19 protein-coding genes (1 of these 19 running past the window's edge) are annotated in these 25,807 nt (G+C 45.1%); 13 read left to right on the top strand and 6 right to left on the bottom strand.

Annotated features, from left to right (window positions below):
- Window positions 1-85: 85 nt before the first annotated feature.
- The 4 genes from SD10_RS27115 to recF form a co-directional block, all read right to left on the bottom strand.
- The gene (locus SD10_RS27115) at window positions 86-1,213 is read right to left on the bottom strand and encodes an efflux RND transporter periplasmic adaptor subunit (protein ID WP_046578418.1); all 1,128 of its coding nucleotides are present in this window, start codon (window positions 1,211-1,213) and stop codon (window positions 86-88) included.
- Between the two features lie 18 nt (window positions 1,214-1,231).
- A complete protein-coding gene (locus SD10_RS27110; RefSeq protein WP_082111699.1) occupies window positions 1,232-2,893 on the bottom strand; it encodes a TolC family protein in 1,662 nt (553 codons plus the stop codon).
- Window positions 2,880-3,506 carry a TetR/AcrR family transcriptional regulator gene (locus SD10_RS27105; RefSeq protein WP_046578416.1) on the bottom strand — a complete coding sequence of 209 codons (627 nt, stop codon included), beginning with the start codon at window positions 3,504-3,506 and terminating at the stop codon, window positions 2,880-2,882. Before SD10_RS27105 ends, SD10_RS27110 begins: the two co-directional genes overlap by 14 nt.
- Before the next feature lie 233 nt (window positions 3,507-3,739).
- Window positions 3,740-4,849: a DNA replication/repair protein RecF gene (gene recF, locus SD10_RS27100; protein WP_046578415.1), complete on the bottom strand. Its 1,110-nt coding sequence runs from the start codon at window positions 4,847-4,849 to the stop codon at window positions 3,740-3,742.
- Window positions 4,850-5,053: 204 nt separating this feature from the next.
- Here recF and pdhA point away from each other — a divergent pair, with 204 nt between their 5' ends.
- The 7 genes from pdhA (at window position 5,054) to SD10_RS27065 (ending at window position 13,667) form a co-directional block, all read left to right on the top strand.
- A complete protein-coding gene (gene pdhA, locus SD10_RS27095; protein WP_046580212.1) occupies window positions 5,054-6,112 on the top strand; it encodes a pyruvate dehydrogenase (acetyl-transferring) E1 component subunit alpha in 1,059 nt (352 codons plus the stop codon).
- A gap of 149 nt (window positions 6,113-6,261) precedes the next feature.
- Window positions 6,262-7,200 (top strand): ring-cleaving dioxygenase, encoded by a 939-nt coding sequence (locus SD10_RS27090; protein WP_046578413.1) that lies wholly within the window; start codon window positions 6,262-6,264, stop codon window positions 7,198-7,200.
- Between the two features lie 109 nt (window positions 7,201-7,309).
- The gene (locus SD10_RS27085) at window positions 7,310-7,960 is read left to right on the top strand and encodes an alpha/beta hydrolase (RefSeq protein ID WP_046578411.1); all 651 of its coding nucleotides are present in this window, start codon (window positions 7,310-7,312) and stop codon (window positions 7,958-7,960) included.
- 11 nt (window positions 7,961-7,971) lie between these two features.
- Complete coding sequence (locus tag SD10_RS27080; RefSeq protein ID WP_046578409.1) at window positions 7,972-8,268, top strand: muconolactone Delta-isomerase family protein; 297 nt, start codon at window positions 7,972-7,974, stop codon at window positions 8,266-8,268.
- A gap of 194 nt (window positions 8,269-8,462) precedes the next feature.
- Window positions 8,463-8,909 (top strand): barstar family protein, encoded by a 447-nt coding sequence (locus tag SD10_RS27075; RefSeq protein ID WP_046578407.1) that lies wholly within the window; start codon window positions 8,463-8,465, stop codon window positions 8,907-8,909.
- Window positions 8,910-9,011: 102 nt separating this feature from the next.
- Window positions 9,012-12,365, top strand: a complete 3,354-nt coding sequence (gene mfd / locus SD10_RS27070; RefSeq protein ID WP_046578405.1) for a transcription-repair coupling factor — start codon at window positions 9,012-9,014, stop codon at window positions 12,363-12,365.
- A 39-nt stretch (window positions 12,366-12,404) separates the two neighbouring features.
- The gene (locus tag SD10_RS27065; protein WP_046578403.1) at window positions 12,405-13,667 is read left to right on the top strand and encodes an SUMF1/EgtB/PvdO family nonheme iron enzyme; all 1,263 of its coding nucleotides are present in this window, start codon (window positions 12,405-12,407) and stop codon (window positions 13,665-13,667) included.
- Window positions 13,668-13,753: 86 nt separating this feature from the next.
- Here the strand turns inward: SD10_RS27065 and SD10_RS27060 are convergent, their stop codons facing one another.
- A complete protein-coding gene (locus SD10_RS27060; protein WP_046578401.1) occupies window positions 13,754-14,464 on the bottom strand; it encodes a ComF family protein in 711 nt (236 codons plus the stop codon).
- Between the two features lie 56 nt (window positions 14,465-14,520).
- On the opposite strand from SD10_RS27060, the gene SD10_RS27055 reads away from it, so the two are divergent.
- From SD10_RS27055 to SD10_RS27035, 5 genes are all read left to right on the top strand, one after another.
- Entirely contained in the window at window positions 14,521-14,874 is a 354-nt protein-coding gene (locus tag SD10_RS27055) for a hypothetical protein (protein WP_046578399.1), read from the top strand.
- A gap of 19 nt (window positions 14,875-14,893) precedes the next feature.
- Window positions 14,894-18,196, top strand: a complete 3,303-nt coding sequence (locus SD10_RS27050; protein WP_046578397.1) for a DUF4175 family protein — start codon at window positions 14,894-14,896, stop codon at window positions 18,194-18,196.
- A gap of 155 nt (window positions 18,197-18,351) precedes the next feature.
- Complete coding sequence (gene mnmG / locus SD10_RS27045; RefSeq protein ID WP_046578395.1) at window positions 18,352-20,214, top strand: tRNA uridine-5-carboxymethylaminomethyl(34) synthesis enzyme MnmG; 1,863 nt, start codon at window positions 18,352-18,354, stop codon at window positions 20,212-20,214.
- 64 nt (window positions 20,215-20,278) lie between these two features.
- Entirely contained in the window at window positions 20,279-21,172 is an 894-nt protein-coding gene (locus SD10_RS27040) for a class I SAM-dependent methyltransferase (RefSeq protein ID WP_046578393.1), read from the top strand.
- Between the two features lie 438 nt (window positions 21,173-21,610).
- Complete coding sequence (locus SD10_RS27035; RefSeq protein ID WP_227699081.1) at window positions 21,611-23,467, top strand: tetratricopeptide repeat protein; 1,857 nt, start codon at window positions 21,611-21,613, stop codon at window positions 23,465-23,467.
- A gap of 85 nt (window positions 23,468-23,552) precedes the next feature.
- Here SD10_RS27035 and thrC read toward each other — a convergent pair whose 3' ends face one another.
- Entirely contained in the window at window positions 23,553-24,860 is a 1,308-nt protein-coding gene (gene thrC, locus SD10_RS27030; RefSeq protein WP_046578388.1) for a threonine synthase, read from the bottom strand.
- 141 nt (window positions 24,861-25,001) lie between these two features.
- Between thrC and pruA the strand changes: the two genes are divergently transcribed.
- Window positions 25,002-25,807 carry the start of an L-glutamate gamma-semialdehyde dehydrogenase gene (pruA, locus tag SD10_RS27025; protein WP_046578386.1) on the top strand. 826 nt of this gene lie beyond the right edge of the window, so the window shows 806 of its 1,632 coding nt (coding positions 1-806); its start codon is at window positions 25,002-25,004; the stop codon falls past the right edge of the window.

The raw sequence follows: 25,807 nt of genomic DNA, 5'->3' as shown, positions 1-25,807 counted from the left end.
AGGAGATTTGGGTATACGGTATTTGGTTTATGTACGGTCAGTTTAGTGTGGCGATGGCCGACTTAAACCGAATACCGTATACTGTTTAGAAACTAATTGCCTGTCCATCAACCAAATCCTGATAGCCAGCCGTAACAATTTGGTCACCTGCCTGTAATCCCTGCGTAACGGCGATCTGACCACCGTACGACTGACCCGTTTTCACGGTCCGCGCTTTTGCTACCTTCTTGCCGCCTTCATTTACGGCTACATACACCAACTGGCCATTCTCCGTACTCTGAATCAAATTCTGGTTGATCACAATCGCATTGGCTTTCGTCTCGTCATTGATTTTGATGCGGGCCAGCATGTTTGGCTTCAATGCATTATCGGATGGGAGAGGAGCTTCAATCGTAAATGTCCGACTCAGCGGATCGACCGTTGTTGCCACAAAGGAGATACGTGAGTTCAGCGTTTTCTTTAAATCAGGAAATTCGATCAGCACCATGTCTCCTTTCCGAACACTTCCCGAATAGGTATCCGCCACTTTCGCGACGACCTTGAGCTGCGACAGATTGACAATCCGAACGAGCGGCATACCCGGTGCTGCCGACTGACCGATTTTTACCATAACCTGATCGACAACTCCCGAAATCGGCGCCGTTACCGTCGACTGACCCAATTGCGCATTAAGCGTAGACATCCGGCGTTCGAGCGACTCTTTGTTATTTTTCGCTTGCAAATATTGGATCTCGGTGCCGATTTGCTGCTTCCATAAAGAAGCTTGTTTTTCATAGATCGTGTTGGCAAGTGACAACTGCGTTTTTAATTCAGCCATCGACTCCCGCAACAGCTGATCGTCGACCTTGGCAATGGCCTGGCCAGCCCGAACCTGATCGCCTTCCTTTACATAAACCGACGTCAAAACACCGCCCGACTTCGGCGATACCTGTACGTTATTTTTTGCATCGATTGTACCTTGTAGCTCAACGAAATGTTTGAACGTAGAGGCCGATAAAGGCGCTACCGATACGTCTTTTACACGCTCGTTTTCTTTTTTCTTTGGCTCAAGTTTGGCCAGATCGGCTTCCAGTGTTTTGATCTTCGTCGTTAACTCCGTCTGCTGGGATTTCAACTCGTTGAGTTCATCCCGTTTGCTTTGCACATCTGTTTTTTTCTCCCCTGAGCAGGCAGCTAATAAGCTCACGAGGGCAATTGCGTAGTATGGTTTCATGGTACGTATTTTAAAGTTTTAGTTTCCCACGTAGAGCCGGCCCAGCGACCGGTCCTGATCAACTTTCGTGATTAAAAAATCATATAAGGAAGAGAAGTAATTGGTTTGTGCTTCCCGGTACGATGCCTCCGCATTGAGCACTTCAATACTGGACCCAACACCCTCTTTGTATTTGATCTGCGTTACCCGCACAATTTCCTGCGCCAGATCGCGATTGCGCTGCTGGGTCTGAAGAGTTTGCAGACTATTTCTCAGGGTAATGCTTGCCTGACGAATTTGCAGATCGATGGAATTACGAAGCAACTCCCCACTGTTCTGTGCCTTCTGTAACGTAATCCGTTTCTGAGCGATTTGATTGCGCTTCTGGAACCCGTCGAAGATGGGGACTTGTAAGCTTAACCCAACCGTTGCAAAATTGAACCACGGCGCTGTTATGAGCTGGCCAAATGCATTTCGGCCACTGTTATACCCATAGTTTGCAAACCCGGATGCCGATGGCAAGTAGCCTTTCTGCGTCAATTCGATATCCTGTTCGGCCAGTTTAATCTGGGTTTCCAGGGTTGAATACTCAATTCGGCTTCGGTACTGAAAAGTAGGGTCTGGCGAAATCAATGGCCGAAGATCATCTACGCTTCGGTCCAGCAGCCGTTCTGACAGCGTAATTTCGTCGTTAACGCCTAAACCCATCTGAAACTTCAATAGCGTATAACTCAGCTCAATCAGATTCTGGACATTCTGACGCTCAGCCTGCAGGTTATTCGCCTGTACTTCCAGGCGCTGCACATCCAGCCGTTCAACAAAGCCCTGCTTATTCATAGCCCCGGTTTCTTTCAGCAGCGTATCCAATCGGCTGATGTTATAGTCGAGTAATTTAGCCCGTTCTAACGCCACCAGTACACCATAATAAGCCTTGGCAACCTGTTCAGCTACCGTTACTTTCGTTGCTTGTAGGTTGCGCTGAGCCAGTTCCCGATAGGTAGCTGCAGCCCGTAAGCCAACATTCAGACTGGCGCTGTAAATTACCTGGTTTAGGTTGACAGACGCATTGCTCGAGTAAGCAACCCCAAACTGGACCGGCACCGCCGGTGCGTCTGGAGAGGCATTCGGATTGAAAAAGACAGCGGGTAAAAAAGCCCGCTGGATTATCAGGTTATCGGTCAGTGACGCGCTAGCGGCTACCTGAGGCAGACCCGACGCTTTAACCTCCCGGATGCGGGCTTCAGCACTCACGGCATCTAGCTGGCTATTACGCACATTGACATTTTTTTGTAACGCAAAGTCAATGGCTTCCTGTAGTGTAAACGCTTGTCCGTTTCCTGATTGACCCGAAGGCTTCAGACCCGTTGGTGATAACCCTAAACCTGAGTTGAAACTTGAGATAACAGTAGGCTGAAGATTTACCGGTCCTTCTGCCGGACTGATCGATGGGGTTCCAACGGCTGAATTGATACCTGGTTGTGAAGGAACTGACGAGCCCGTGCCAGGGGTTGTGCCTGGCTGCGCTATGATAGCACCCGTACCCGCAGCCTGCTGCACTCCGGGCTGCTGACCACTTGCCGCAGCCCCGGTAGGTTGCTGTCCCACCGAAGGCTGAGTAGAGACCTGAGCCGAAGCGCCTGATCCTAACCAGATGGTGGGCAGCCAAAGCGCTGCAATGAAAAGTATACTATTTGTTTTCATAGATAATTGGTTGTACTCCTCTATTCAAAAACTGGTTGTAAATGGTGAATCCTTTTTCGGTAAGCATACCGCGCACGAAGTGATGAGTCAGTTCAGACTGAATGTCGTGCATTGAATATTGGTCGGTGGGAAAAATATCATTGTCGAAAGCCAGTTCGATCTGCTCGACCCGAAGACGGGCCAAAATGGTTGGATTTATGTCGGCGCGATATAGGCCTTGAGAAATACCTTTTTGTATATTTTCAAGAATAGACCGCATAATCTGTTCTTCTTTATATTGCCTGAAAATGGCAAACGCCTGCGGGTAATAGCGTTTTATATCAATGAGCAGATTCGGACTAATCTGGTCAGCGTTCTTCTGCATCAGGCTCAGAACACTTAAGAGTTCTTCGACCGGATTTGTAATACCAACGACCATACACTCCATAGCAAACTGATCTCTACCGGTTTTACCCTCGATAACCTGATACAGAATCTGCTCTTTATCAGAAAAATGCTGATAGATCGTCTTCTTGGAAATACCAAGTTTACGGGCAATATCCTCCATCGTTACCGAGCGAACGCCGTATTTCCAGAATAGCCGTTCGGCCTCATCAAGAATCCTTTCCTTCATCAATTAATAGAACTTTTACATGATGAACTTAGGAAACTCAAATATAGTTCTGAGTTTCCAACCTATTTTTAACAATATGATGAACGGCCGAAAAAGTGGAGTGAACCAACTCAAAAGCCCGACGAACCTGCTACGGTGCCGGGCTTTGTAAGTACCAACAGCCAGTGGCTGTTCGAGTTGAAGACCACATTAGTGGCTGGGCTAAGCTGGAGCTCGGCCCAGACAAAAGCACGCTAGCTTTTACCGACTTCGAAGAACCTAACATCGGCTTTCACCTTGTTGAGCAATTCTCGGGTGCGTTCGGGGCGGGCGTCGGTAATGAAAAGCTGGCCAAACACACCTTCGTCCATTTGCTGAATAAGCTTACCAATGCGTCGATCATCCAGTTTGTCGAAAATATCATCCAGCAATAAAATAGGCTTGATACCTTTCTCGGTCTGTAACTGATCGAACTGGGCCAGCTTGAGGGCAATTACAAACGTTTTCTGCTGCCCCTGGGAACCAAATTTTTTCAGCGGTACGGGCGGCTGATTGTTGCCGCCACCTATTATAAAGGAGTAATCGTCTTTATGCACGCCCATGGTGGTGCGTTGCAACACCGTATCGCGCCGACGAAAGTGCCGGAATTCATCGGCAAAATCGGGGTTGCTCATTTCTGACTCATAGACAATGTTTACCTCTTCGCGCTCTTCGCTCAGATAGGCGTAGTGCACCCGAAAGCTGGGAAGGAACTCGTCAATGAACTGTTTCCGGCGCTCGTGAATTTTCTGACCCAATACTAACAGAGGTTCATCGTAAGTATCGAGCAGATCATTATCGACCTGACTTCGCTCGGCAAATAGTTTGAGCAGACTGTTTCGTTGCTTGAGTACCTGCTGGTACATCAGGTAATCCCGTAAATAAGTTGAATCGAGTTGAGAGAGCACACCATCGAAAAAATGCCGACGATCTTCGCTATGCTCCCGCACCAGGTCTGTATCATTGGGCGCAACCAACACCACCGGAAACCGACCAATGTGTTCACTGATGCGCTCATACGGCTTTTTATCCGCCATCAGGACTTTCCGCTGTCCCCGTTGCAAACTGATCGTAATCTGAACATTACGGTCCGTATGTTCTTCAAAAATACCATCGATAATAAAATAGTCTGTATCATGCAAAATGCTCAAAGCGTCCTGCGTCTGGAAGGCACTTTTGCTTAATGACAGAAAATACACCGCGTCCAGCAGGTTTGTTTTGCCGCTACCATTGGGACCTACAATCACATTTACCTGTTGTCCAAAGACGTACCGGGCATCTTCATAGTTCTTAAAATTGGTCAGGCTAAGCTTTTCGAGGTGCATAGGTGTCGGGTATAACGCGATAATGCTTAATTTCGCGGGAGTTTATTACCCGTTCCGTTAGTATAAATAGGACGAGCCATAAACTTGGCAACAAAGATACGGTCGGTTTGTTAGGTAAACAGACCTAAGCCAGTTGTCCCGCAACGGTTGCCCAGCGTAATGGCAGAGCGCCAGCGACAGCTCATTTTATCGAACACATTCCTCATGGCAAGCGTCAAAGAGAAACCCAAACAGAATGGTAAGGCTTCGGAAGCCCAGTCGGCCGTTGCCACGAAAGTACAGCATCCCAAAGAGCGGTATATGTATTGGTACGAATCCATGCAGTTGCAACGGAAGTTTGAAGAGAAAGCCGGGCAACTTTATGGTCAACAGAAAATCCGCGGATTCTGCCATCTATATATTGGTCAGGAAGCCTGTTCATCAGGTTCATACACAGCCCTGACGAAAGACGACAAGTGGATTACCGCTTATCGAGACCATGGTATCCCACTTGCCCTCGGTTCCGATCCAAAGGCAATCATGGCAGAGTTGTTCGCCAAACAAACGGGCTCGTCGAAAGGGAAAGGCGGCTCCATGCACATCTTCGATAAGTCTGTCAATTTCGTCGGCGGGCACGGTATCGTTGGTGCACAAATCCCAATGGGAGCAGGGATTGCCTTTTCGGAGAAATACAATAAGACGACTAATCTGTGCATCACCTTCATGGGCGACGGCGCTGTGCGGCAGGGTGCCTTACACGAAGCCTTCAACATGGCGATGCTCTGGAAACTCCCCGTCATCTTTGTTGTTGAGAACAATGGTTATGCGATGGGAACATCCGTTGAGCGTACCTCAAACGTAACGGAATTATACACCCTGGCCGAAGCCTACGATATGCCTTCGGAACCCGTCGACGCGATGAGTGTCGAAGCCGTTCATGAGGCTGTAAGCCGGGCTGCCGAACGTGCCCGCGCTGGCGAAGGCCCAACCTTCCTGGAGTTCCGCACCTACAGGTACCGGGGTCACTCTATGTCTGATCCGCAGAAATATCGCTCAAAAGACGAAGTTGAGAAATATAAACTTCGTGACCCAATCGAACAAGTGAAAGTTGCGATTTTGGAGAAAGGGTTTGCTACCGAAGAGGATTTGGCAGCTATTGATCAGAAAATAAAAGGCATTGTTGACGAATCGGTTAAGTTTGCTGAAGAGTCGCCTTACCCTTCTCCTGAAGAAGCTTTTAAAGACGTTTATATGCAGGCTGACTATCCATTTCTTCTGGAATAAAACAGCTTTGATTTCATACTACTTTTTCGAGAACGTCCGGGCTTTCTAGTTCGGACGTTTTTTATTGAACGATTTCAAAAAATTAAATGTATATACATTAAATACATAAACATTAAAACCTTTTCAGCTCTCAAACGCTTACAAATCGTATGGAAACGCTAATAAACGGATTACACCACGTTACAACACTGGCTGGTGATACACAACGGAATGTTGATTATTACACGGATATTCTGGGGCTTCGACTGGTCAAAAAAACAGTCAACTTCGATGCGCCTGATGTCTATCACCTGTATTACGGAAACGAAACAGGTTCGCCCGGTACGATTCTGACGTTCTTTCCATACGGTAAATTACCTCGTGGCCGGAAGGGTGTCGGGCAGTTAACGTACACTGCATTTTCGGCACCAACGGCATCGCTTAGCTTTTGGATGGATCGGCTCCACGAACGCAACATTCCGTATTCGGGACCGTACAAACGGTTTTCAGAAACTTTTGTGCGCTTCGAAGATTTTGATGGAATGGGCATTGAGCTTGTCTTCACGGACGACGATCAGCGAACGGGTTGGGACAATGGCCGTATTCCGGCGGAGTATGCCGTTCGCGGTTTCCATACAGTCACGTTAAATGAGTTGAATCCGGATCGGACCATTAAGCTTTTAACCGAAACGATGCAGCATACCCTGGTAGGAGAGGAGGAAGGTCGCTTCCGCTTCAAAGCTGGCCTGGGCGGTCCTGGTAATTTCGTCGATGTATTGCATTCGCCCAAAGATGTACATGCCTTACAGGGTGCGGGTTCGGTTCACCACGTCGCGTTCTCTACCGATTCGGACGAAACACAATTAATCATTCAGGAACAATTAGCCGAAGGCGGCTACCATGTAACGCCGGTCCAGGATCGTAATTATTTCAACAGCATTTACTTCCGGGAGCCGGGTGGTATTCTGTTTGAAGTAGCGACAAACCCGCCCGGATTTGCCATTGATGAACCGGTTGCTGAGTTAGGAACAGCCCTGAAATTGCCACCGCAATACGAATCCCGCCGGGCGAAAATTGAAGCGGAGTTACCAACGATTATTGTCAAATAAGTTTGTGCTGTTTGGTTTACGCTATTCGGTTGGCTGACGCATGTGATTACTGAAGCGTCTGCCAACCGAACAGCGTAAACCATAAACCAACTATTCCAACCGTTATCTTATGATACACAATCCGAATAATATTCATACGGCTGGAAAGCCACTTGAGGAAGCCACGAAAGTTATGATTATGGTTCATGGCCGAGGTGGTTCGGCGAGGGATATTCTGTCTTTATCAAATTACATTCAGGATAAAGAGTTTGCCTTCATCGCGCCTGAAGCGCAGGGGAACACCTGGTATCCACAATCGTTCCTGCGACCCACGACTGAAAACGAGCCGTATCTTTCTTCAGCGCTGGAGGTATTAACTAGCCTGCGGGCTCGGCTTCAATCTGATTTTAACTTTAAGCTGCCCCAAATTTATTGGCTGGGTTTCTCACAAGGGGCCTGCCTCATGCTTGAATTTGTGGCCCGTCATGCTACAGAATACGGGGGCGTGTTTGGGTTAAGCGGTGGGTTAATTGGGCCCGACGAAACACCCCGTACCTACGAAGGGTCATTCGATAAAACACCCATTTTTTTAGGCTGTAGTGATCACGATTCACATATACCAAAAAAGCGGGTTCTGGAATCTGAGGCCGTATTTCGGCAGATGGGTGCTGATGTGACGACGAAATTGTACCCAAATTTTCCGCATTCGATTAACGAAGATGAGCTAAACATCGTTAATTTGCTAGTAGCCGGGAATCGACTGAGCCCGGCTGTTACCTAACAATAATGCCTATGAGCCAATATATGGTTGAATTTGATCTTCCGACCGTGCTGGATGAAGGGTTCGAGAACCGCATACCCGCCCAACGGCTCAAAGTGGAGGAATTGATGGAAAAAGGATTCCTGTTGTCGTATTCGCTTTCGGTCGACCGTCACAAACTCTGGTGCATCTTTAAAGCCGACTCAGAATTGGAAGTGATGGAATCTATTTCGGAGTTTCCACTCATAAAATACATGACACCCATGATTACTGAATTAATGTTTCATAACATGGTTGCAGCTCGGATTCCACTCTTTTCGCTGAATTGACTTTACGTGAAAAACCCTCCTTGATGGAGGGTTTTTTTATACCTGCAAATTGTATTTTTGCAGGTATTACTTGCTTAAAAACACATAAGTAACCGGGTTTTAACTGGTTACATACGATTATAACTGTCTGATTTTCAGTTTCACGTGGAAACAATTTTTTTCGTCCATTTTGACTGATCATTTATATAAAACAAATGACCCCTAACTTTCTTATCTGCAAATCGGAACGCGAACTTGAAGTCCGTCATGCCCAGGATTTTATAGCCAATGTAGATGGCAAACATGCGCTTACCCTGCGCCAATTCTATGAAGAAATGGCCGATTTGCTTGAGATTCCAAACTTCTCATTTACCCTCGAAGCATTAAATGATGCCCTGAATGACTTGCAATGGTTGGAAGATAAACGGGTCGTTTTATACTTCACAAATACCAATGAGCTCATCTCCAAGGAGCGTGACCCCGCAAAATTAGGCAGTGTATTGAATATATTGGACGCGACCGCTGAGGACTGGAAATGGGTAGATGAAGACGAAACATTTGATAAAAAAGAGCTCATTGTGGTCTTCGAAGACAGCCCACGCATCCGAAAAGCACTGGATGCAGAAAGCATTGATTACGCCCTGATGTCGTCATTGAAATAAAACCAGAACGCAACAAATTTTCCAAACCTGCTGTTACCCTAACGTGCCGCCGGAATATGTTTCCAGCGGCTTTTCGTGCTTAACATACAATCTGACTTTCGCTTGAAACCTGAAGAATTAATCGGTTTGTATACCGATGATAATTTCATAAAACTGCTGACAGAACCGTTTTCGCGAAAGCCTACCAACGAACCTCAGCGTTTACAAATTAAAGGCTTGGCGGGCAGTTTAGATGCCGTGCTGGCATCAGCAATCTTCAAGTCGGTGGGAGGCAATCATCTCTATATTCTCTCAGACCGGGATGAAGCTGCTTACTTTTTCAACGACTTGCAAAATCTGCTCGGCCGTGAAGTGCTGCTGTTTCCGATGTCGTACAAGAAACCATATCAGTACGAAGAAGTTGAAAACGCGAATGTACTCATGCGCGCCGAGGTACTGAATAAGCTCAATCCGGCTCCGAAAGATGGCTTGCTCATGGTAACCTATCCGGAAGCTCTCTCGGAAAAAGTGATCAACAAACGATCGTTACAAGCCAACACATTGACAATTCGGGTAGGGGAGAAACTAGATACTCATTTCGTATCAGAACTACTGCAAACCTATGAGTTTGAGAAGACCGACTTTGTGTATGAAGCGGGTCAGTTTTCGGTGCGCGGGGGAATCATAGACGTTTTTTCATTCGCAAGTGAATTTCCATTTCGAATTGATCTATTCGACGATGAGGTTGAAAGCATTCGCAAATTCAATCCCGAATCACAGCTTTCTACAGACCCTGTTGAGTTCATCAACATCATCCCAAACATCCAGACTAAGCTTACTCAGGAAAGCAGAGAACCGTTCTTCGATTTCCTACCGGATGCTACAACCATATGGGCGAAGGATGTGGAGTTTACCCTGGAAATTATTGAGAAATGCTACGAGAAGGCCGAACAAAGCTTTACAACCGTAGTCGCGTCGAGCGGGGGTATTCAGGTTGTTTCAGACCCAAACGCTTTGTGGGAAACCCGACGGTCATTCCTGAATGAATTGAAACGGTTCCGTACCGTTGAGTTCGGGCGCAAGTTTTACTTCAAAACCGACGGAAGGCAACAATACAGCTCGAAGCCACAGCCCTCTTTTAATAAAGATTTCAAGCGCTTAATTGACACACTGGGTGACAATCAGGCGAAGGGATACACTAACATTATTGCGGGTGAATCCTTTAAACAACTGGACCGTTTACGAACAATTTTCGAAGAACTAGATCCGTTCGTTACGTTTCAGCCGATGAACATTGGGCTCCGCGAGGGATTCATGGACGACGCCCTAAAGATTGCCTGTTTTACCGACCACCAAATTTTCGATCGGTATTACAAGTATCGGGTTCAGGATAAGTTTTCGAAATCGAAAGCCTTGACGTTGCGCGAACTGAAAACCCTCCAGCCGGGCGATTATGTGACGCACGTTGATTACGGCATTGGCCGATTTGCGGGGCTTGAGAAAGTGGATCACGCAGGTAACGAGCAGGAAGCCATCCGGCTCATTTACCGCGATAATGATATCCTGCTGGTTAGCATCCATAGTTTGCACAAGATTGCCAAATACAGTGGACGGGAGGGTGGGCCGCCTACCATGAGCAAGTTGGGCTCGCAGGAATGGGAGCAAAAAAAATCACGTATCCGCAAGCAGGTCAAAGACATTGCCCGCGAATTAATTGCGCTCTATGCCAAACGGCGAACGGCACCCGGATACGCTTATAGCCGAGATAGCTTTCTGCAAGCCGAGTTGGAATCGTCTTTTATATATGAAGACACCCCCGATCAGGCCAAGGCAACAAATGACGTAAAAGATGACATGGAACGACCACACCCCATGGACCGGCTGGTATGTGGCGATGTTGGTTTTGGCAAAACAGAAATAGCTATCCGAGCCGCTTTCAAAGCCGTAACAGACAACAAACAGGTGGCCGTACTCGTCCCAACAACGATTCTGGCCATGCAACATTACAAGACCTTTACCGACCGGATGGCCGATTTCCCGGTTAAGATTGAGTACATCAATCGGTTTCGGACAGCCACTCAGGTAAAGGAAATTCTAAAAGGTGTCGCTTCGGGCGAGATTGGAATATTAATAGGCACGCACCGGATTGTCAACAAGGACATCAAGTTCAAGGATTTAGGCCTGCTGGTCATTGATGAGGAACAGAAATTCGGGGTAAAAACAAAGGATCGCTTAAAAGAAATGCGGGTTGAAGTTGATGTACTTACCCTAACGGCAACACCCATTCCCAGAACCCTGCATTTCTCGCTCATGGGTGCCCGTGACTTATCGGTCATTGCTACTCCGCCACCCAATCGTCAACCTGTTACGACCGAGGTTCACCCATTTAATGAAGCTACAATTCGGGATGCTGTTAGTTATGAGATCCGGCGGGGTGGACAAGTCTTCTTTGTTCATAACCGGGTCAATGATATTGAGTCCATCGGTAACCTAATTATGCGGCTCGTACCCGAGGCTCGCATCGGCGTAGCACACGGCCAAATGGAAGGCGAACGACTGGAGCGGATTATGACCCGCTTCATTGAGGGTGATTATGATGTATTGATCTCAACCAACATTATTGAATCGGGACTGGACATTCCCAATGCCAACACGATATTGATAAACAACGCCCATTATTTCGGACTGTCAGACTTACACCAAATGCGCGGTAGGGTAGGGCGATCGAACCGGAAAGCATTCTGTTATCTTCTGACGCCCCCGCCGTCGGTGCTCACAGCCGATGCGCGCAAACGGCTCCAAACCCTCGAAGACTTTTCTGATCTGGGTGAAGGCTTTAAAATTGCCATGCGTGATCTGGATATTCGGGGCGCGGGTAATCTGCTGGGTGCTGAACAGAGCGGGTTTGTCAATGATCTTGGTTTTGAAATGTACCATAAAGTACTTGATGAGGCTGTTCAGGAATTACGCGAGAATGAATTTAAAGACCTCTTCGAAACGAAACCTGGTGATTTAAAACTAGCCCTTCCGGATACCGTTATTGAAACTGATTTACAGGTCGTTATTCCTGAACGATACGTATCGAATATTTCAGAACGACTGGCGTTATATACTCGCCTGGACAGCCTTCAAAACGTGGAAGAAGTGCAGGCCTTTCGTCAGGAAGTGATCGACCGGTTTGGGCCTATGCCTGAAGAAGTCGAAAACCTAATCAAAATGGTGAACGTTCGCTGGAAAGCCGAGAAGTTATACCTTGAAAAACTGACGCTTAAGAATAATATCATGAAAGGATACTTCGTTTCTAACGGGAACGATGACTTCTTTAAATCTGACCAATTTGGCAAGGTAATTGAGTATTTAAAGCGAAACCCAGCCAAAAGTTCAGTAAAAGAATCAAAAGGGCGACCCATCATTACACATGCCGACGTTTTTTCTGTCGAGCAATTGGATGAAATACTGGGTGCCTTGACAAATTAATTACGATTTTTGTACCTACGTTTTACACAAAATAGAGCAATGATTCAAAAGTATCACCTGCAACGAGCGGCTTACGTGCTGTTGGCAATGGCGGCCCTTGCATCTTGTAAGTCCAAGCACCCAACCAGCGTGAAGCCTGGAAAGCAAAGTACGGCTACGGGGATTGCTTACAACCAGAAAGATGGTTTTCAGGTAAAGAAGTTTGCTGGGCAGAAAGCGGGTCCAAACCTTGTCTTTATTGAAGGGGGCCGTTTCACAATGGGAGCCCTCGAAGAGGACGTCATGAATAGCCGCGATAACCGCGAGCGTACTGTTTCGATCCAGTCATTTTATATGGATGAAACTGAAATGGCTAACGTTCACTACCTCGAGTATCTGAACGCCATTACGCGTGATTCGTCGGAAGAAGTTGTAAAAGCCGCTTTGCCCGATACAACAGTTTGGGCAAACCCGCTTTCGTTCAATGATTCGTATGTAACTCAATATCTCCGCTATCCTGCTTTTCGCTATTACCCGGTTGTGGGTGTATCGTGGGTGCAAGCTAGCGACTATGCAGTTTGGCGGTCAAATGCGGTCAACAATGAGTTAGCCAAAGGGGGCGCGCCGAAGAAGAAAGGGGGCGGCTTCTCGCTCAAGCGGAAATCAAAAACGGCTGAAGAACCTGCTCTGGCTGAAGCGACAACCTCGACGGCTCCCCCAAAACCAAGTCTGGAAAGCGGTATGATTTTGCCTGATTATCGCCTGCCAACGGAAGCTGAGTGGGAATATGCAGCTAAAGCGCTCATAGGAACGCAATACATGGACGAGAATCAAATAAATCAGCGAATTTATCCATGGGATGGTTCTTCTGTCCGAAACCCCAAGAAAGGGCGGAAACAGGGCCAGATGCTGGCTAACTTTAAACGTGGTCGTGGTGACTATGCCGGTATTGCTGGCCGCTCAAATGATGGGGCTATTATCACGGCTGAGATTTATTCATACCCAGCCAATGACTTCGGTTTATACAATATGGCCGGTAACGTAAATGAATGGGTATATGATGTTTATCGTCCGCTGTCTTACCAGGACGTAAATGACCTGAACCCGATTCGTCGGAATGGTTATCTGGATGAATCGAAGAACTACGATACCAAAAACAAACAGTCATTAATTGACGATAAGCTTCGGGTATATAAAGGTGGTTCCTGGAATGATGTTGCTTACTGGTTATCGCCTGGTACACGCCGGTTCCTGGATCAGGATTCAGCAACGGCTATGATCGGTTTCCGTTGCGCCATGATCGGTGTTGGCCGAAACAAATAGAATTAATTTAATAACATAAATAAGGCGGTCATTCAGAGATGAGTGACCGCCTTATTTTATACAAATAATTGATATTCAACAAATTATCATCTATGGGCTGCTGCCAGGGTTAATACACTAACGGATTTACAGCCAGCTTGTAAAAGCTCAACAGCGCAAGCTTCCAATGTGGCTCCCGTGGTTAATACATCGTCAACGATAGCCACATGTTTATATTGAATTTCATGTTCATTCTGGACCGAAAATACGGTTTTCACGTTTTCCCAACGTTCTAGTCTATTCTTACGAGTTTGTGATTCTTTGAAACGGTTACGAATCAGAACATCTGTTCGCATTGGTATGTTAAGAGCTTCAGAGAGGCCTTCAGCGATACAGTCGGCCTGATTATAACCCCGTTGTTGAAAACGGCTTTTATGCAACGGAACGCCAATTAATACGTCTATTTCATTTATAAGCGTTGTTTCCGATTTTAACTGATACCCATACCAACCTGCTACTTCTTTGGCTACCTCTTTTTGTCCCTTATACTTTATAGCATGAATGAGTTTCTGGACAATTCCTCCTTTACTAAAATACACATAAGACGCTAAAAAACGTACCGGTACTTTTCCGGCAAACTTATTGAGGAGATTTAGGTCGTAGGGTTCCTTATGCTGGTTTGTTTCTGGCAAACTTATCCGACATTTTGTACAGAGAATCTTTTCATTTGTCCCTAGTGAGTTGGTACACCCTAAGCAAAGAGTAGGGAACAGAAGATCAGCAAAATCAGCTAGAAGCGCACGAATAATCCGAATCATGGAATGCATTCGTTAGATAAGATAAAACGTTGTAATTTAGAGAGAAGAATAAATTTATGAGCGCCGTGAACGAAAATAGTATAGATAAATCGTGGGAGGAGCTACTCGACCAGTTGCAAACCCTCGTAGGCAAAAGGCCTGCCGATCTTAATGCCGTTCTTTTTTTAATAGGAGTTCAGGAGTTAGGTACGGGGCCTAGGCGCTTTTCTAAAGAAGCTAAACAAGACCTAATGCATATAGCGGTTTGCCGGGTATTGAGCTCAGATGGGTACTATACATTTGATGGGCTTGATAAGGATGGCTGGCCACAATGGACATTGGCAAAACCCATACCACACGGGGATTTATTAGCACAAGAAAATTTTCTAAAAAAACAGGTTATTCAGTATTTCGAGTCCCTATTAGTTTAACTACTCAATCTGAATTTTTATGCAATCCTCAACTTCTTATTCCACGCTGCTTCAACGCATCGATGAGTATAAAAAACGCTATTTTCAGAATCAGCTGGTAAAGGGTAGTTTATTCTTTATTGCCTTATTGGGTAGTGGCTATTTATTTATAAACACGGCTGAATTCGTCGGTCGGTTTAATTCCATTGGACGTGGGGCCTTATTTTTTGGTTTTCTGCTTACCGTCATTGTAGGCCTTTATCTGCTTATTATCCGGCCATTGCTGAATTTATACGGGCTGAGTAAGCCTTTATCGAATGACGAAGCAGCTCGCCAAATTGGTACCTTCTTTCCCGAAGTAGGGGATAAGCTGCTCAACACACTCCAGCTTCAGCGCATCTCAACAGACCAGAGTGATTTGCTGCAGGCTAGCCTGGATCAACGTTCACAACAGCTATTGATCAATCGATTTGCCAACGCTATTCAGATAAGCCGTAACCGGCAGTTTCTGAAATATGCCATACCACCATTGGCGCTGATTCTATTGATCTTGGTTTTGAACCCGTCCTTTTTTGCAAAATCATCAACCCGGCTGGTCAATTATAATAAAGAATTTGTAGAGGAAGCCCCTTTCCAGTTCATAATCCAGAACAAAACGATGAAGGCCTTCAGGAATGAAGATTTTCCATTATCCGTGAAATTGGCAGGCGATGTGATACCTCAGGCCGTATATGTTGTAGCTAACGGAACTCGCTTCAAATTAGAGCAGTCAGGCAATCAGTTTACTTACAACTTCGACAATCTACAGCGTGATTTAGATTTTCATCTGGAGGCTTCTGGGTATAATTCTCCCGAGTATAAAGTTGCCCTTCTAGATCGTCCGTCTGTTCTCTCGTTTAATGTGAAACTTGACTATCCAGGGTATTTAAACAAGCCGTCTGAACAGCTTTCTAATGTTGGAAATTTGCTCGTGCCCCAGGGAACTATTGTGAATTGGGAATTTGCTGCTGATCATACCGATTCTCTCTTGTTCCGATTTAATACCGATGCTAAGCCAACCGCAGCACGGTTGATCGACGACAATACATTCGTTCTAAACCGGAAACTGATGCAGAATGCGGGATACACGGTATCCTTAAAAAATGGTCAGGTAGCGTCTCCTTCTACCATTCAGTATAATGTACAGGTTATTCCGGACCGGTACCCACAGATTTCGGTGGATCGCATTCAGGATACAGTGACCTATAATTATATAGCACTTTCTGGTCTTGTTTCTGATGATTACGGCTTTTCTAAACTACGATTGAATTACAAAATCAGTCGTAATGGTAAGCCTTCACCGTTGTATACAAAGGATATTCCTATCAATAAATCGACCACCTCGCAAAACTTCGTCTACAATTGGTCGCTCGATAGCTTAAAGCTGGGCCAGGAAGATAAGCTGGAATACTATGTTCAGGTGTGGGACAACGATGGCGTAAATGGAGCGAAGTCCAGTCGGTCTAACCAGTTGAATTTTACGGTTCCTTCCAACGCAGAAATACAGAAGCAAGTTGACAAATCAGCCGAGAAGACAGAGGAGCAAATTGATAATGCGCTGAGTAAAACACAGGCTATCAAGAAAGAACTTCAAACGATGGAAGACCGGATGAGAACAAAGAAGTCATCCGATTTTCAGGACAAAAAACAACTTCAGGATATCTTGCAGAAGCGCGAGGAGTTGATGAAAGAAGTTCAGAAACTGCAGGAACAAATGCAGAAAACGAACGATACGCAGCAACGGTTTGCCGAAAAAAACCAAGCCATGCAGGACAAGATGGAGCAATTACAAAAGCTTTTCAAGGATCTACTCGATCCAGAATCAAAGCAATTGTACGAACAACTGAAGCAGCTTCTGGAGCGCAAACAAGATGAGAAAGCATCTGATATGCTCGACCGGTTGACCCGGAAAGAGAAGAATATGGAGCGAGATTTAGATCGTGCGCTCAAACTTTTCAAGCAAATGCAACTGGAGCAAAAGGTCAATAACATTGCAGAGAATCTGGAAAAGCAAGCAGAGCAATTAGAGAAGCAAGCAGAGCAGAATGAGAAGAAAAATGAGACGTCTGAAGAGCAGCAAAAGCAACAAGAGAAGTCTCAGGAAGATTTTAAAAACACTGAAGAGCAACTGAAGGAGATAGAAAAGCAGGCCGAAAAAGATGAGCTCAATAAGCCTGAATCATCCGAAAAGGAGCAGCAGGAGATAGAGAAGGACATGGAAGAAGCGATGAAGAATATGAAGAGTAATCAGGGTAAACAAGCTTCTTCAAAGCAGAAAAAGTCAGCGAAGGCCATGAAAGCAATGAGTAAAGCGATGAAAGAATCCATGCAATCCTCAGAGATGGAAGAAATGCAGGAGAATATGGATGATCTTCGCAACATCCTTGATAACTTAATTACGCTGTCTTTTGGTCAGGAACGCGTTATGAAAGATTTTCGTGGAATGAGCCTGCAGGATCCACGGGTAACAAAGCTTTCACAAGAGCAGCTGAAATTACAGGATGATGCTAAAATTATTGAGGATAGCTTAAATGCTTTAGCTAGCCGGGTGGTTCAGATTCAATCGTTTGTTACTCGTGAGCTAACAAACATGAAGTTTTATATGGATGAAAGCGTTCAGCAGCTACGAGATCGTCGGTTAAGTATGGCTTCATCCAAGCAACAATTTGCAATGACTTCCATCAATAACCTTGCGCTTATGCTCAGTGATGTGCTCAAAAATATGCAACAGCAGATGAATGCGATGGCGATGCCAGGCAAAGGCAAAGGCGGTAAGAAAGGTCAGAACCCAAGCGGTATGGGCGAGATGCAAAAACAGTTGAACGCCAAAATGCAGCAAATGCAAAAGGGAGGAAAGTCGGGGAGGGGTTTATCTGAGGAGCTTTCTCAGATGGCGGCTGAACAGGCCATGATTCGGCAAATGCTGAAAAAATTAGAAGAAAATGCAAAGGGAACGGAAGCTGGCAAACAGCAAGAAAAGCAAGTTAAAGAGCTTATGGAAAAGATGGATGAGACAGAAACTGATTTAGTTAACAAACGAGTTAATCCAACGACTATTAATAGGCAAAATGAAATCCTAACTCGTTTATTGGAATCTGAAAAGGCGTTGAAACAGCAGGAGGAAGACCCTAAGCGTCAAGCGGAAGCGGCTAAGTCGACCAAGCGTAGTACGCCAGCTTTCTTTGATTCGACAAATTTCCAGCAAAAAACGAAACAGGTTGAAGTTCTTCGTTCGGTTACACCGAATTATAACCTTTTCTATAAAAAAGAGGCAAACCAATATTTGCAGAAGGTGAGTAAGTAGTTTTTATCTTTTGTTTAAAACCGCTGACTTTGCACTAAGGCCAGCGGTTTTTTGTTGGCTAATTATTCTGTACAAGTCACGTTTTACCTTTTCAACAACTTTCAACAATTTTGTGAAAAGTTTCCACGTGAAACATTTTTCAAAAAATATAAGAAATGTATTCATCATACGATGTCATTGTAGTGGGGGCTGGACATGCCGGATGCGAAGCAGCTAATGCTGCCGCAAGTATGGGCTCAAAGGTGTTACTCATTACAATGAACATGCAGACGATTGCACAAATGTCTTGCAATCCAGCAATGGGTGGCGTTGCTAAAGGGCAAATTGTGCGTGAGATAGATGCTTTAGGTGGCCTTTCGGGAATAATCAGCGATAAAAGCATGATCCAATTCAGAATGCTAAATCGCTCAAAAGGCCCCGCCATGTGGAGTCCACGTTGCCAAAGTGATCGAAATGTATTCGCCTGGGAGTGGCGCAAAGCACTCGAAGAAAATAAAAATGTAGATTTCTGGCAGGATTCTGTCAACGAAGTAGTCGTAAAAGACGGCCGTGTTACAGGCGTAAAAACAAACCTGGGCGTCGAGTTTTTTGCGAAAGCGGTTGTATTGACCAACGGGACATTCCTAAACGGCCAGATGTTTATCGGTGAAAAAGTATTTGGTGGCGGCCGAACCGCCGAACGTTCATCCACTGGATTAACCGAACAGCTTATTCAACTTGGCTTTGAGTCTGGGCGGATGAAAACCGGTACCCCACCACGCGTAGATGGACGAAGTCTTAATTACACATTAATGGAGGAACAACTGGGGGATGAAAACCCAGGTAAGTTTTCATATCTGAATACACCTACTTTAACCAAGCAACGAAGTTGCTGGATAACTTATACCAATCAGGCTGTTCATGATGAACTAAAGACCGGCTTCGACAAATCGCCAATGTTTACGGGTCGAATCAAAGGGCTAGGTCCACGGTATTGTCCATCGGTAGAAGACAAAATTAACCGGTTTGCGGATAAGGATCGTCACCAAATTTTCGTGGAACCGGAAGGGTGGGATACAGTGGAAGTCTATGTAAATGGCTTTTCAACCTCTTTACCAGAGACCGTTCAATACAACGCTTTGCGTAAAATTCAGGGTTTCGAAAATGTCCGTATGTTCCGTCCGGGCTATGCTGTTGAGTATGATTTCTTCCCACCGACGCAGTTGAAGCCTACGCTTGAAACGCAGTTGGTAGCTAATCTTTTCTTTGCTGGTCAGATAAACGGGACCACAGGTTATGAAGAAGCTGCATGCCAAGGACTAATGGCAGGCATAAACGCCCATAGAAATTCGAACGAAGAAGCAGAATTTACAATCAAACGTTCTGAAGGCTATATAGGTGTTTTAATTGATGATCTGATTACAAAAGGGACGGAAGAGCCATACCGAATGTTTACCTCAAGAGCCGAATATCGCACATTACTCAGACAGGATAATGCGGACTTAAGGCTTACCGAGAAAGGATACGCCATTGGTTTGGCTTCGCAGGAACGGTATGATTCGATGGTTAAGAAACGAAATGGAGTCGCCGAATTAACCGAAGCTATTCGATTAGCGAAGATAAAGCCAGAGTCAATTAACGAATTCCTTGAATCAAAAGGAAGTGCACCACTCCGTGAAAAGAGCAGTTTGTACACGCTCCTAAAACGTCCAGAAATTGATCAGGTGGATGTAATAAACATTTTAAAATCAATTCCCGAAATGCCAAGTGGGGTAGGGGAGGAGATTATTGAACAAACGGTCATCGAAATAAAATATGAAGACTACCTAAACCGAGAGAAACAGAATGCCGAAAAGTTAGATAAATGGGAGAATTTATCCATTAATTCAAACTTTGATTATGACCAGTTAAAAGCGCTTTCGTTTGAAGGTAAAGAAAAACTTAAACGTTTACGGCCATCAACAATTGGCCAGGCATCCCGCATTAGCGGAGTAAGTCCTTCCGACGTATCGATATTACTGGTCTACATGGGCCGTTAATTTTATCAGCTCTGGTTGTTTATTTTAGGATAAGCCATCAGAGCTTTTTTGTATTCACTCATTTTTGAAACCTGCTTTGGAAACCGTAGATCAATGCCCCGTATGTGGCAACAGCACATTCAGTTCGTACTTAACTTGCGAAGATTACCTCGTCAGTAATCAAAATTTCTCCATCCAGCAGTGTCAAAAATGCACCTTTCGCTTAACCAATCCTCGCCCGAATGAGCAGTCAATAGGAGCCTATTACAAATCTGATCAATATGTATCGCACAACGATAATAGTGGTGGATTGATTAATACGGCTTATCGGTTGGTAAGAAACTACACATTACGATCAAAGCTGAATCTGGTCAACCAGCTGAATGGAAAGCCAGGGAAGATTTTAGATGTGGGTTGTGGAACGGGCGCCTTTCTCGAAACTTGCCGGGCAGGTGGATGGCAAGTGACGGGTATGGAACCGGACCCAGACGCCCGCGCTATAGCCAAAGAGAAGCTGAAGGTTGAAATAAAACCAAGCCTAAACGCCCTAAAAGGATCTGAGCCATTCGATATTATTTCTCTCTGGCATGTGCTTGAACACATTCCAAACTTGAACGAATCCATTGAAGCTATCCATCAATTGCTGGCAAAGCAGGGTACATTATTAATAGCCGTACCAAATTCGGATTCATACGACGCTCACTATTTCAAGGAATACTGGGCTGCCTACGATGTTCCCCGACATCTGCATCATTTCACACCCTCAACTATAGAGCTCCTCTTTAACAAACACGGCTTCACCCTAGTTAAGCAGAAGCCAATGGTATTCGATGCTTTTTATATTGCCATGTTGAGCACCCGCTACCAAACCGGCAAAACAAATTATAGCAAAAGTGTGCAGATAGGCCTTACCTCCAATGCTGAAGCCAAACGCACCGGTAACTCATCGAGCTTAATTTACCTCTTTAACAAGGCATAATATTTGCCCCAGCCGCTAATAAACAGGCGAATTTAATTGAATCGGGTAAAGGTCTATTCTAAATTAAAAAAGTGAAACTTTAATGTGAATAACCATGTGCATAACTAGCTAACGTCAGTGGATAATTTGTTCACAAGGAGATAGCAGCGTGTGGAAGAGTAGAGAAGTAATCCACAATGGTTTTCAAGAAATAAGTTTCTGTGGAGAAAGTCCCACATATACCATCCAGTTCCACAATTTTTCCCCACTTAAAAATGTGTATGAAGTTTATACACTAATCCACAAGCTTTCAACACACAAATTGTGGATAAAATGTTATTTACTTAATAATAAGGCCTTTACAGGTGGATAATTAGCGATGAAGTGGTGGATATCTTGTAGTTCTTATCCACAATGGTTATATTGATAAGTGGACAACTTATTTATTCACATTTCCACATGGCTAACAGGTTTAATAACGTTTCTTTTAAAAAGCTTTTTTATAAAATGTTAATAAGGTCAAAAGTCATTATTGGATTATTATGGCTGATGTCTGTTGGACTAGTCTGGGGACAAGGTGGAGCAACGCTGGCCGAAGAATATTATAAAGCCGGCGATTATGAAAAAGCCGCGAACGAATACGCCAAGCTGTTGAAAACTGATGTAACGTGGATAAAGCTTTCACGTTATGTATACAGTCTGCAAAAAAGCAATAAAACGGAGGAAGCTGTCAAATACCTGCGCAAGCAACAGCGTAGTGATGAGCCAAACCGTGCCTATTATGAATTGTTAAATGGTCAACTGGCAACCCAACAGGGCGATAGTACGCAGGCAAAAGCACAGTTCACCGCAGCTATACAATCGAGCAAATCGTCGATAGCAAAGCTGGAAAAAATTGCCGCGGCCTTTAGCGAGGCCGGAGAAAGCCGCTGGGCGATTCGAGCGCTAGAAACGGCCCGTGAGACCAGCAAGGAGCCAACGGCTTATAGCGAAGAGTTAATGGCTTTGTATCGGGCGACGGGTCAAACAGAAAAGGCCATTGACGAAATTATCACAACTAGTAAACAAGCCGAAAAGAAAGAACCAGTTTTGGCCGCCTTACAGGGGTTTATTAACACTAAGGATGAACCACTTGTGGAAAAAGCCTTATATACACGAATTCAGCAAGAACCAAATGAACTAGCCTACAATGAACTGCTAATCTGGTATTTTGTCCAGAAGCAAAAATTTAGCCGGGCGTTGTTGCAGGAGAAAGCGACTGATAAACGGGTCAAATTGAATGGAAGCCGGGTCTATGATTTGGGCATGCTGGCCATGAATAACAAAGAATATAAGACAGCCGCTGAGGCTTTTGAGTATGTATCCACAACTTATCCACAAGGCCAGCTATATCCCTTTGCCCGTCGGTTGGTCATCAGTGCGCGTGAAGAGCAGGTGAAAAACACGTATCCTGTTGATAAGGTTGAAATCCGTAAGCTAATCGGTGACTACCAGAAAATGCTTCAGGAGATAGGAACAAATGTAAAAACGCTCGAAGCCTTACGGAGTACGGCCAACCTATATGGGAATTACCTGGACAGCAAGGACACGGCGCTTACCGTCTTGGATCTGGCAATTGATTTGGGGAAAACCGACAAAAACTTTGTTGATCGCTGCAAACTTGATAAAGGAGATATCTACCTGCTGAAAGGTGAACCCTGGGAATCTACATTGTTGTACTCTCAAGTGGAAAAATCCCAGAAAGAGGAACTGCTAGGCTATGAAGCAAAACTAAAAAACGCGAAGCTGCACTATTATAGAGGTAATTTCGCCGTATCAAAAGACTTGTTAGATGTGCTGAAACTAGCCACTTCCCGTGAAATCGCTAATGATGCCGAACAATTAAGTTTATTGATTGTGGATAACACAGGCATGGATAGCACGGAGGCTGCCATGCATGAGTACGCCGACATCGATCTACTACTTTTTCAAAATAAAAACGATGAAGCAATAGTAGCTCTGAACCAAATGTTGACAAAGTATCCTACTCATAGTTTAGCTGACGAAATTCTTTGGTTAAGAGCGAATACATACATGAAGCAGGGCAAAAATGCCGAAGCGCTGGAAGACTTGAAAAAGATCAGCGCTACTTACCCGACGGATATATTGGGCGATGATGCCATGTTTGCACAAGGGAAGATGTATGAAGAGCGATTAAAAGACAAGCAGGCCGCCATGGACGCTTATCAAAAGGTATTGACACAGTATCCTGGGAGTATTTATGGAGCTGAAGCGCGTAAACGGTTTAGAGCACTAAGAGGAGATACGTTGAATTAAGCAAACAAAAACTTTCATAAGGCATAAGTTATCCACAAAAAAAGCTCGAATCGTCGGATTCGAGCTTTTTTTGTGGATAACTATATCAAACTGTGTGTAAAAATGACTCTTTAAATGCTTCGTAGTCAGCTGGAATTTGGATGCTGTACTTTCTGCGCTGAGAAAGCACCGATAGTCGCTCAGGTACATCTATGGACAAACTTAGGACTTCTTCAACCAGGGGTTTAAACTTAGAAGGGTGGGCTGTGGCTAAGGATACACCCATATAACCCTGTTGCTTATCCTGAAGATAAGTCTGTAACCCCATGATACCAATAGCCGTATGAGGACAGGCAATATACCTGTACTGTTCATAAATCTGCTGCATGCCAGCTTTAGTCGCTTCATCGTCGAAAAAGTATCCCGAAACATTCGCTTTAAATTGATCAAACTGGTCATCGTAAAGATGAGCCAGGCGAACAAAATTGCTTGGACTCCCCACATCCATGGCATTAGATATAGTGGCTACAGACGCTTTAGGGACATAATCCCCCGTGTTTAGATAACTAGGAACAACATGATTTAAGTTAGTAGCCGCAACGAAATGGGCGACAGGCAATCCCATCTTCTGTACCATGGCGCCAGCACTCAAATTACCAAAATTGCCGCTTGGCGTAGAGAAGACTACTGGCTTGCCATATTTTTGAACCTGACCATACGCGCTCACATAATAAAACCCTTGAGGTATAAGCCGAAATATATTGATTGAATTGGCGGAGGATAATGATAGATGAGCGTTCAGTTCAGCGTCAATAAAAGCCTGCTTAACAATAGCCTGGCAATCATCAAAAGAGCCATTGACCTCGAATGCCTGAATGTTTCCTCCCAACGTTGTCAACTGTTTTTCCTGTAAGTCGCTGACACGGCCACTTGGGTACAATATGGATACCCGGACACCCGGAACATTGTGAAAACCCATCGCTACAGCACCACCAGTGTCGCCCGATGTCGCCACCAGAATATTTACTTCTTTGTCTGTTTGCTTAGAAAAATAAGACATCAACGCAGCCATATAGCGAGCACCAACATCTTTAAACGCTAAGGAAGGTCCATGAAACAACTCTAAAACACTAATTGAACCTTGCTCAAGGTCAATGACTGGCGTCTCAAACGGAAAAGCCTGGTGGGTCAATTCTTCCAAATCAGCCTTACTAATTTCCTCGCCAAACAGAGCCTCACTAATTGCAAAGCCAATGTCAGCCAACGGTTGCCTGGCAATGGTTGAAAAAAAATCAGCTCCGAGGTAGGGTAGAGGAGTTGGCATATAAAGCCCTTTATCAGCAGGCATGCTTTGAAAAAGTGCTTGCTCTGTAGAAACAGTCGCCTTGGGGCTATTTGTGCTGTAGAAACGCATGGATAAAGTTGAAATAAGATAACAAAGTACGGTAAATCAGCTTAATGAATGGAAGGTTAACAGCTAAAATGTGGAAAACTAGTGCGAATTAGTGGATAAGTTTAGCAATCCGTAAATTTGTAAAAATTCGAGCACTTCATTATGTCATTTGGCCAATTCAACGTACCAACACCGGTTAATGAACCGGTGAAAGAATATCGTCCTGGCTCATCAGAGCGGGAATCTCTTAAAAAAGCATTAGCGGAATTTCGTTCTCAGGAAACGGATATTCCCATGTATATAGGAGGAGTGGAGGTTCGTACGGATCGCAAATTACGTGTTTCGCCCCCCCACGATCACCAGCACACCTTAGGTTATTTCCACGAAGGGGATGCCACTCATGTCGAAATGGCTATCCAGGCAGCCTTGAAAGCGAAAAATGCCTGGGCTTCCCTCAGTTGGGAACACAGAGCCAGTATCTTTCTGAAAGCAGCCGACCTGATTGCTGGACCCTACCGGGCCCGCATCAATGCAGCCACCATGCTGGGCCAATCAAAAAATGCCTATCAGGCAGAAATCGACTCCGCCTGTGAGTTGATTGACTTTCTTAGATTCAACGTTCATTACGCGACGGATATATATAGACAGCAACCGGCGTCATCACCAGGCGTGTGGAATAGACTAGAATATCGGCCGCTTGAAGGATTTATTTTTGCGTTAACGCCATTCAATTTCACGGCCATTGCCGGCAATCTACCTACATCAGCAGCCTTGATGGGGAACACCGTGGTTTGGAAGCCAGCCTACACACAGGTTTTGTCGGCTAAAGTCATTATGGAAGTGTTGCAGGAAGCAGGCCTGCCAGATGGCGTGATCAACCTGATTTATGTAGACGGTCCGGTAGCTGGAGAAATTATCTTCAACCATCCAGATTTTGCTGGTATACATTTTACGGGCAGCACCGGCGT

The sequence above is a fragment of the Spirosoma radiotolerans genome (assembly GCF_000974425.1).
Lineage (GTDB): Bacteria > Bacteroidota > Bacteroidia > Cytophagales > Spirosomataceae > Spirosoma > Spirosoma radiotolerans.
This window is presented reverse-complemented; position numbering and strand designations above follow the sequence as displayed.

What these genes read in the sequence shown, in the direction of transcription:
- SD10_RS27085 (WP_046578411.1), top strand. Translation starts at nt 7,310, where the DNA reads ATGATACACAATCCGAATAATATTCATACGGCTGGAAAGCCACTTGAG.
- SD10_RS27115 (WP_046578418.1), bottom strand. Translation starts at nt 1,213, where the DNA reads ATGAAACCATACTACGCAATTGCCCTCGTGAGCTTATTAGCTGCCTGC.
- SD10_RS27035 (WP_227699081.1), top strand. Translation starts at nt 21,611, where the DNA reads ATGGCTAACAGGTTTAATAACGTTTCTTTTAAAAAGCTTTTTTATAAA.
- thrC (WP_046578388.1), bottom strand. Translation starts at nt 24,860, where the DNA reads ATGCGTTTCTACAGCACAAATAGCCCCAAGGCGACTGTTTCTACAGAG.
- SD10_RS27060 (WP_046578401.1), bottom strand. Translation starts at nt 14,464, where the DNA reads ATGATTCGGATTATTCGTGCGCTTCTAGCTGATTTTGCTGATCTTCTG.
- SD10_RS27080 (WP_046578409.1), top strand. Translation starts at nt 7,972, where the DNA reads ATGAGCCAATATATGGTTGAATTTGATCTTCCGACCGTGCTGGATGAA.
- SD10_RS27050 (WP_046578397.1), top strand. Translation starts at nt 14,894, where the DNA reads ATGCAATCCTCAACTTCTTATTCCACGCTGCTTCAACGCATCGATGAG.
- SD10_RS27055 (WP_046578399.1), top strand. Translation starts at nt 14,521, where the DNA reads ATGAGCGCCGTGAACGAAAATAGTATAGATAAATCGTGGGAGGAGCTA.
- SD10_RS27105 (WP_046578416.1), bottom strand. Translation starts at nt 3,506, where the DNA reads ATGAAGGAAAGGATTCTTGATGAGGCCGAACGGCTATTCTGGAAATAC.
- pdhA (WP_046580212.1), top strand. Translation starts at nt 5,054, where the DNA reads ATGGCAAGCGTCAAAGAGAAACCCAAACAGAATGGTAAGGCTTCGGAA.
- SD10_RS27090 (WP_046578413.1), top strand. Translation starts at nt 6,262, where the DNA reads ATGGAAACGCTAATAAACGGATTACACCACGTTACAACACTGGCTGGT.
- SD10_RS27110 (WP_082111699.1), bottom strand. Translation starts at nt 2,893, where the DNA reads ATGAAAACAAATAGTATACTTTTCATTGCAGCGCTTTGGCTGCCCACC.
- mnmG (WP_046578395.1), top strand. Translation starts at nt 18,352, where the DNA reads ATGTATTCATCATACGATGTCATTGTAGTGGGGGCTGGACATGCCGGA.
- SD10_RS27065 (WP_046578403.1), top strand. Translation starts at nt 12,405, where the DNA reads ATGATTCAAAAGTATCACCTGCAACGAGCGGCTTACGTGCTGTTGGCA.
- recF (WP_046578415.1), bottom strand. Translation starts at nt 4,849, where the DNA reads ATGCACCTCGAAAAGCTTAGCCTGACCAATTTTAAGAACTATGAAGAT.
- SD10_RS27075 (WP_046578407.1), top strand. Translation starts at nt 8,463, where the DNA reads ATGACCCCTAACTTTCTTATCTGCAAATCGGAACGCGAACTTGAAGTC.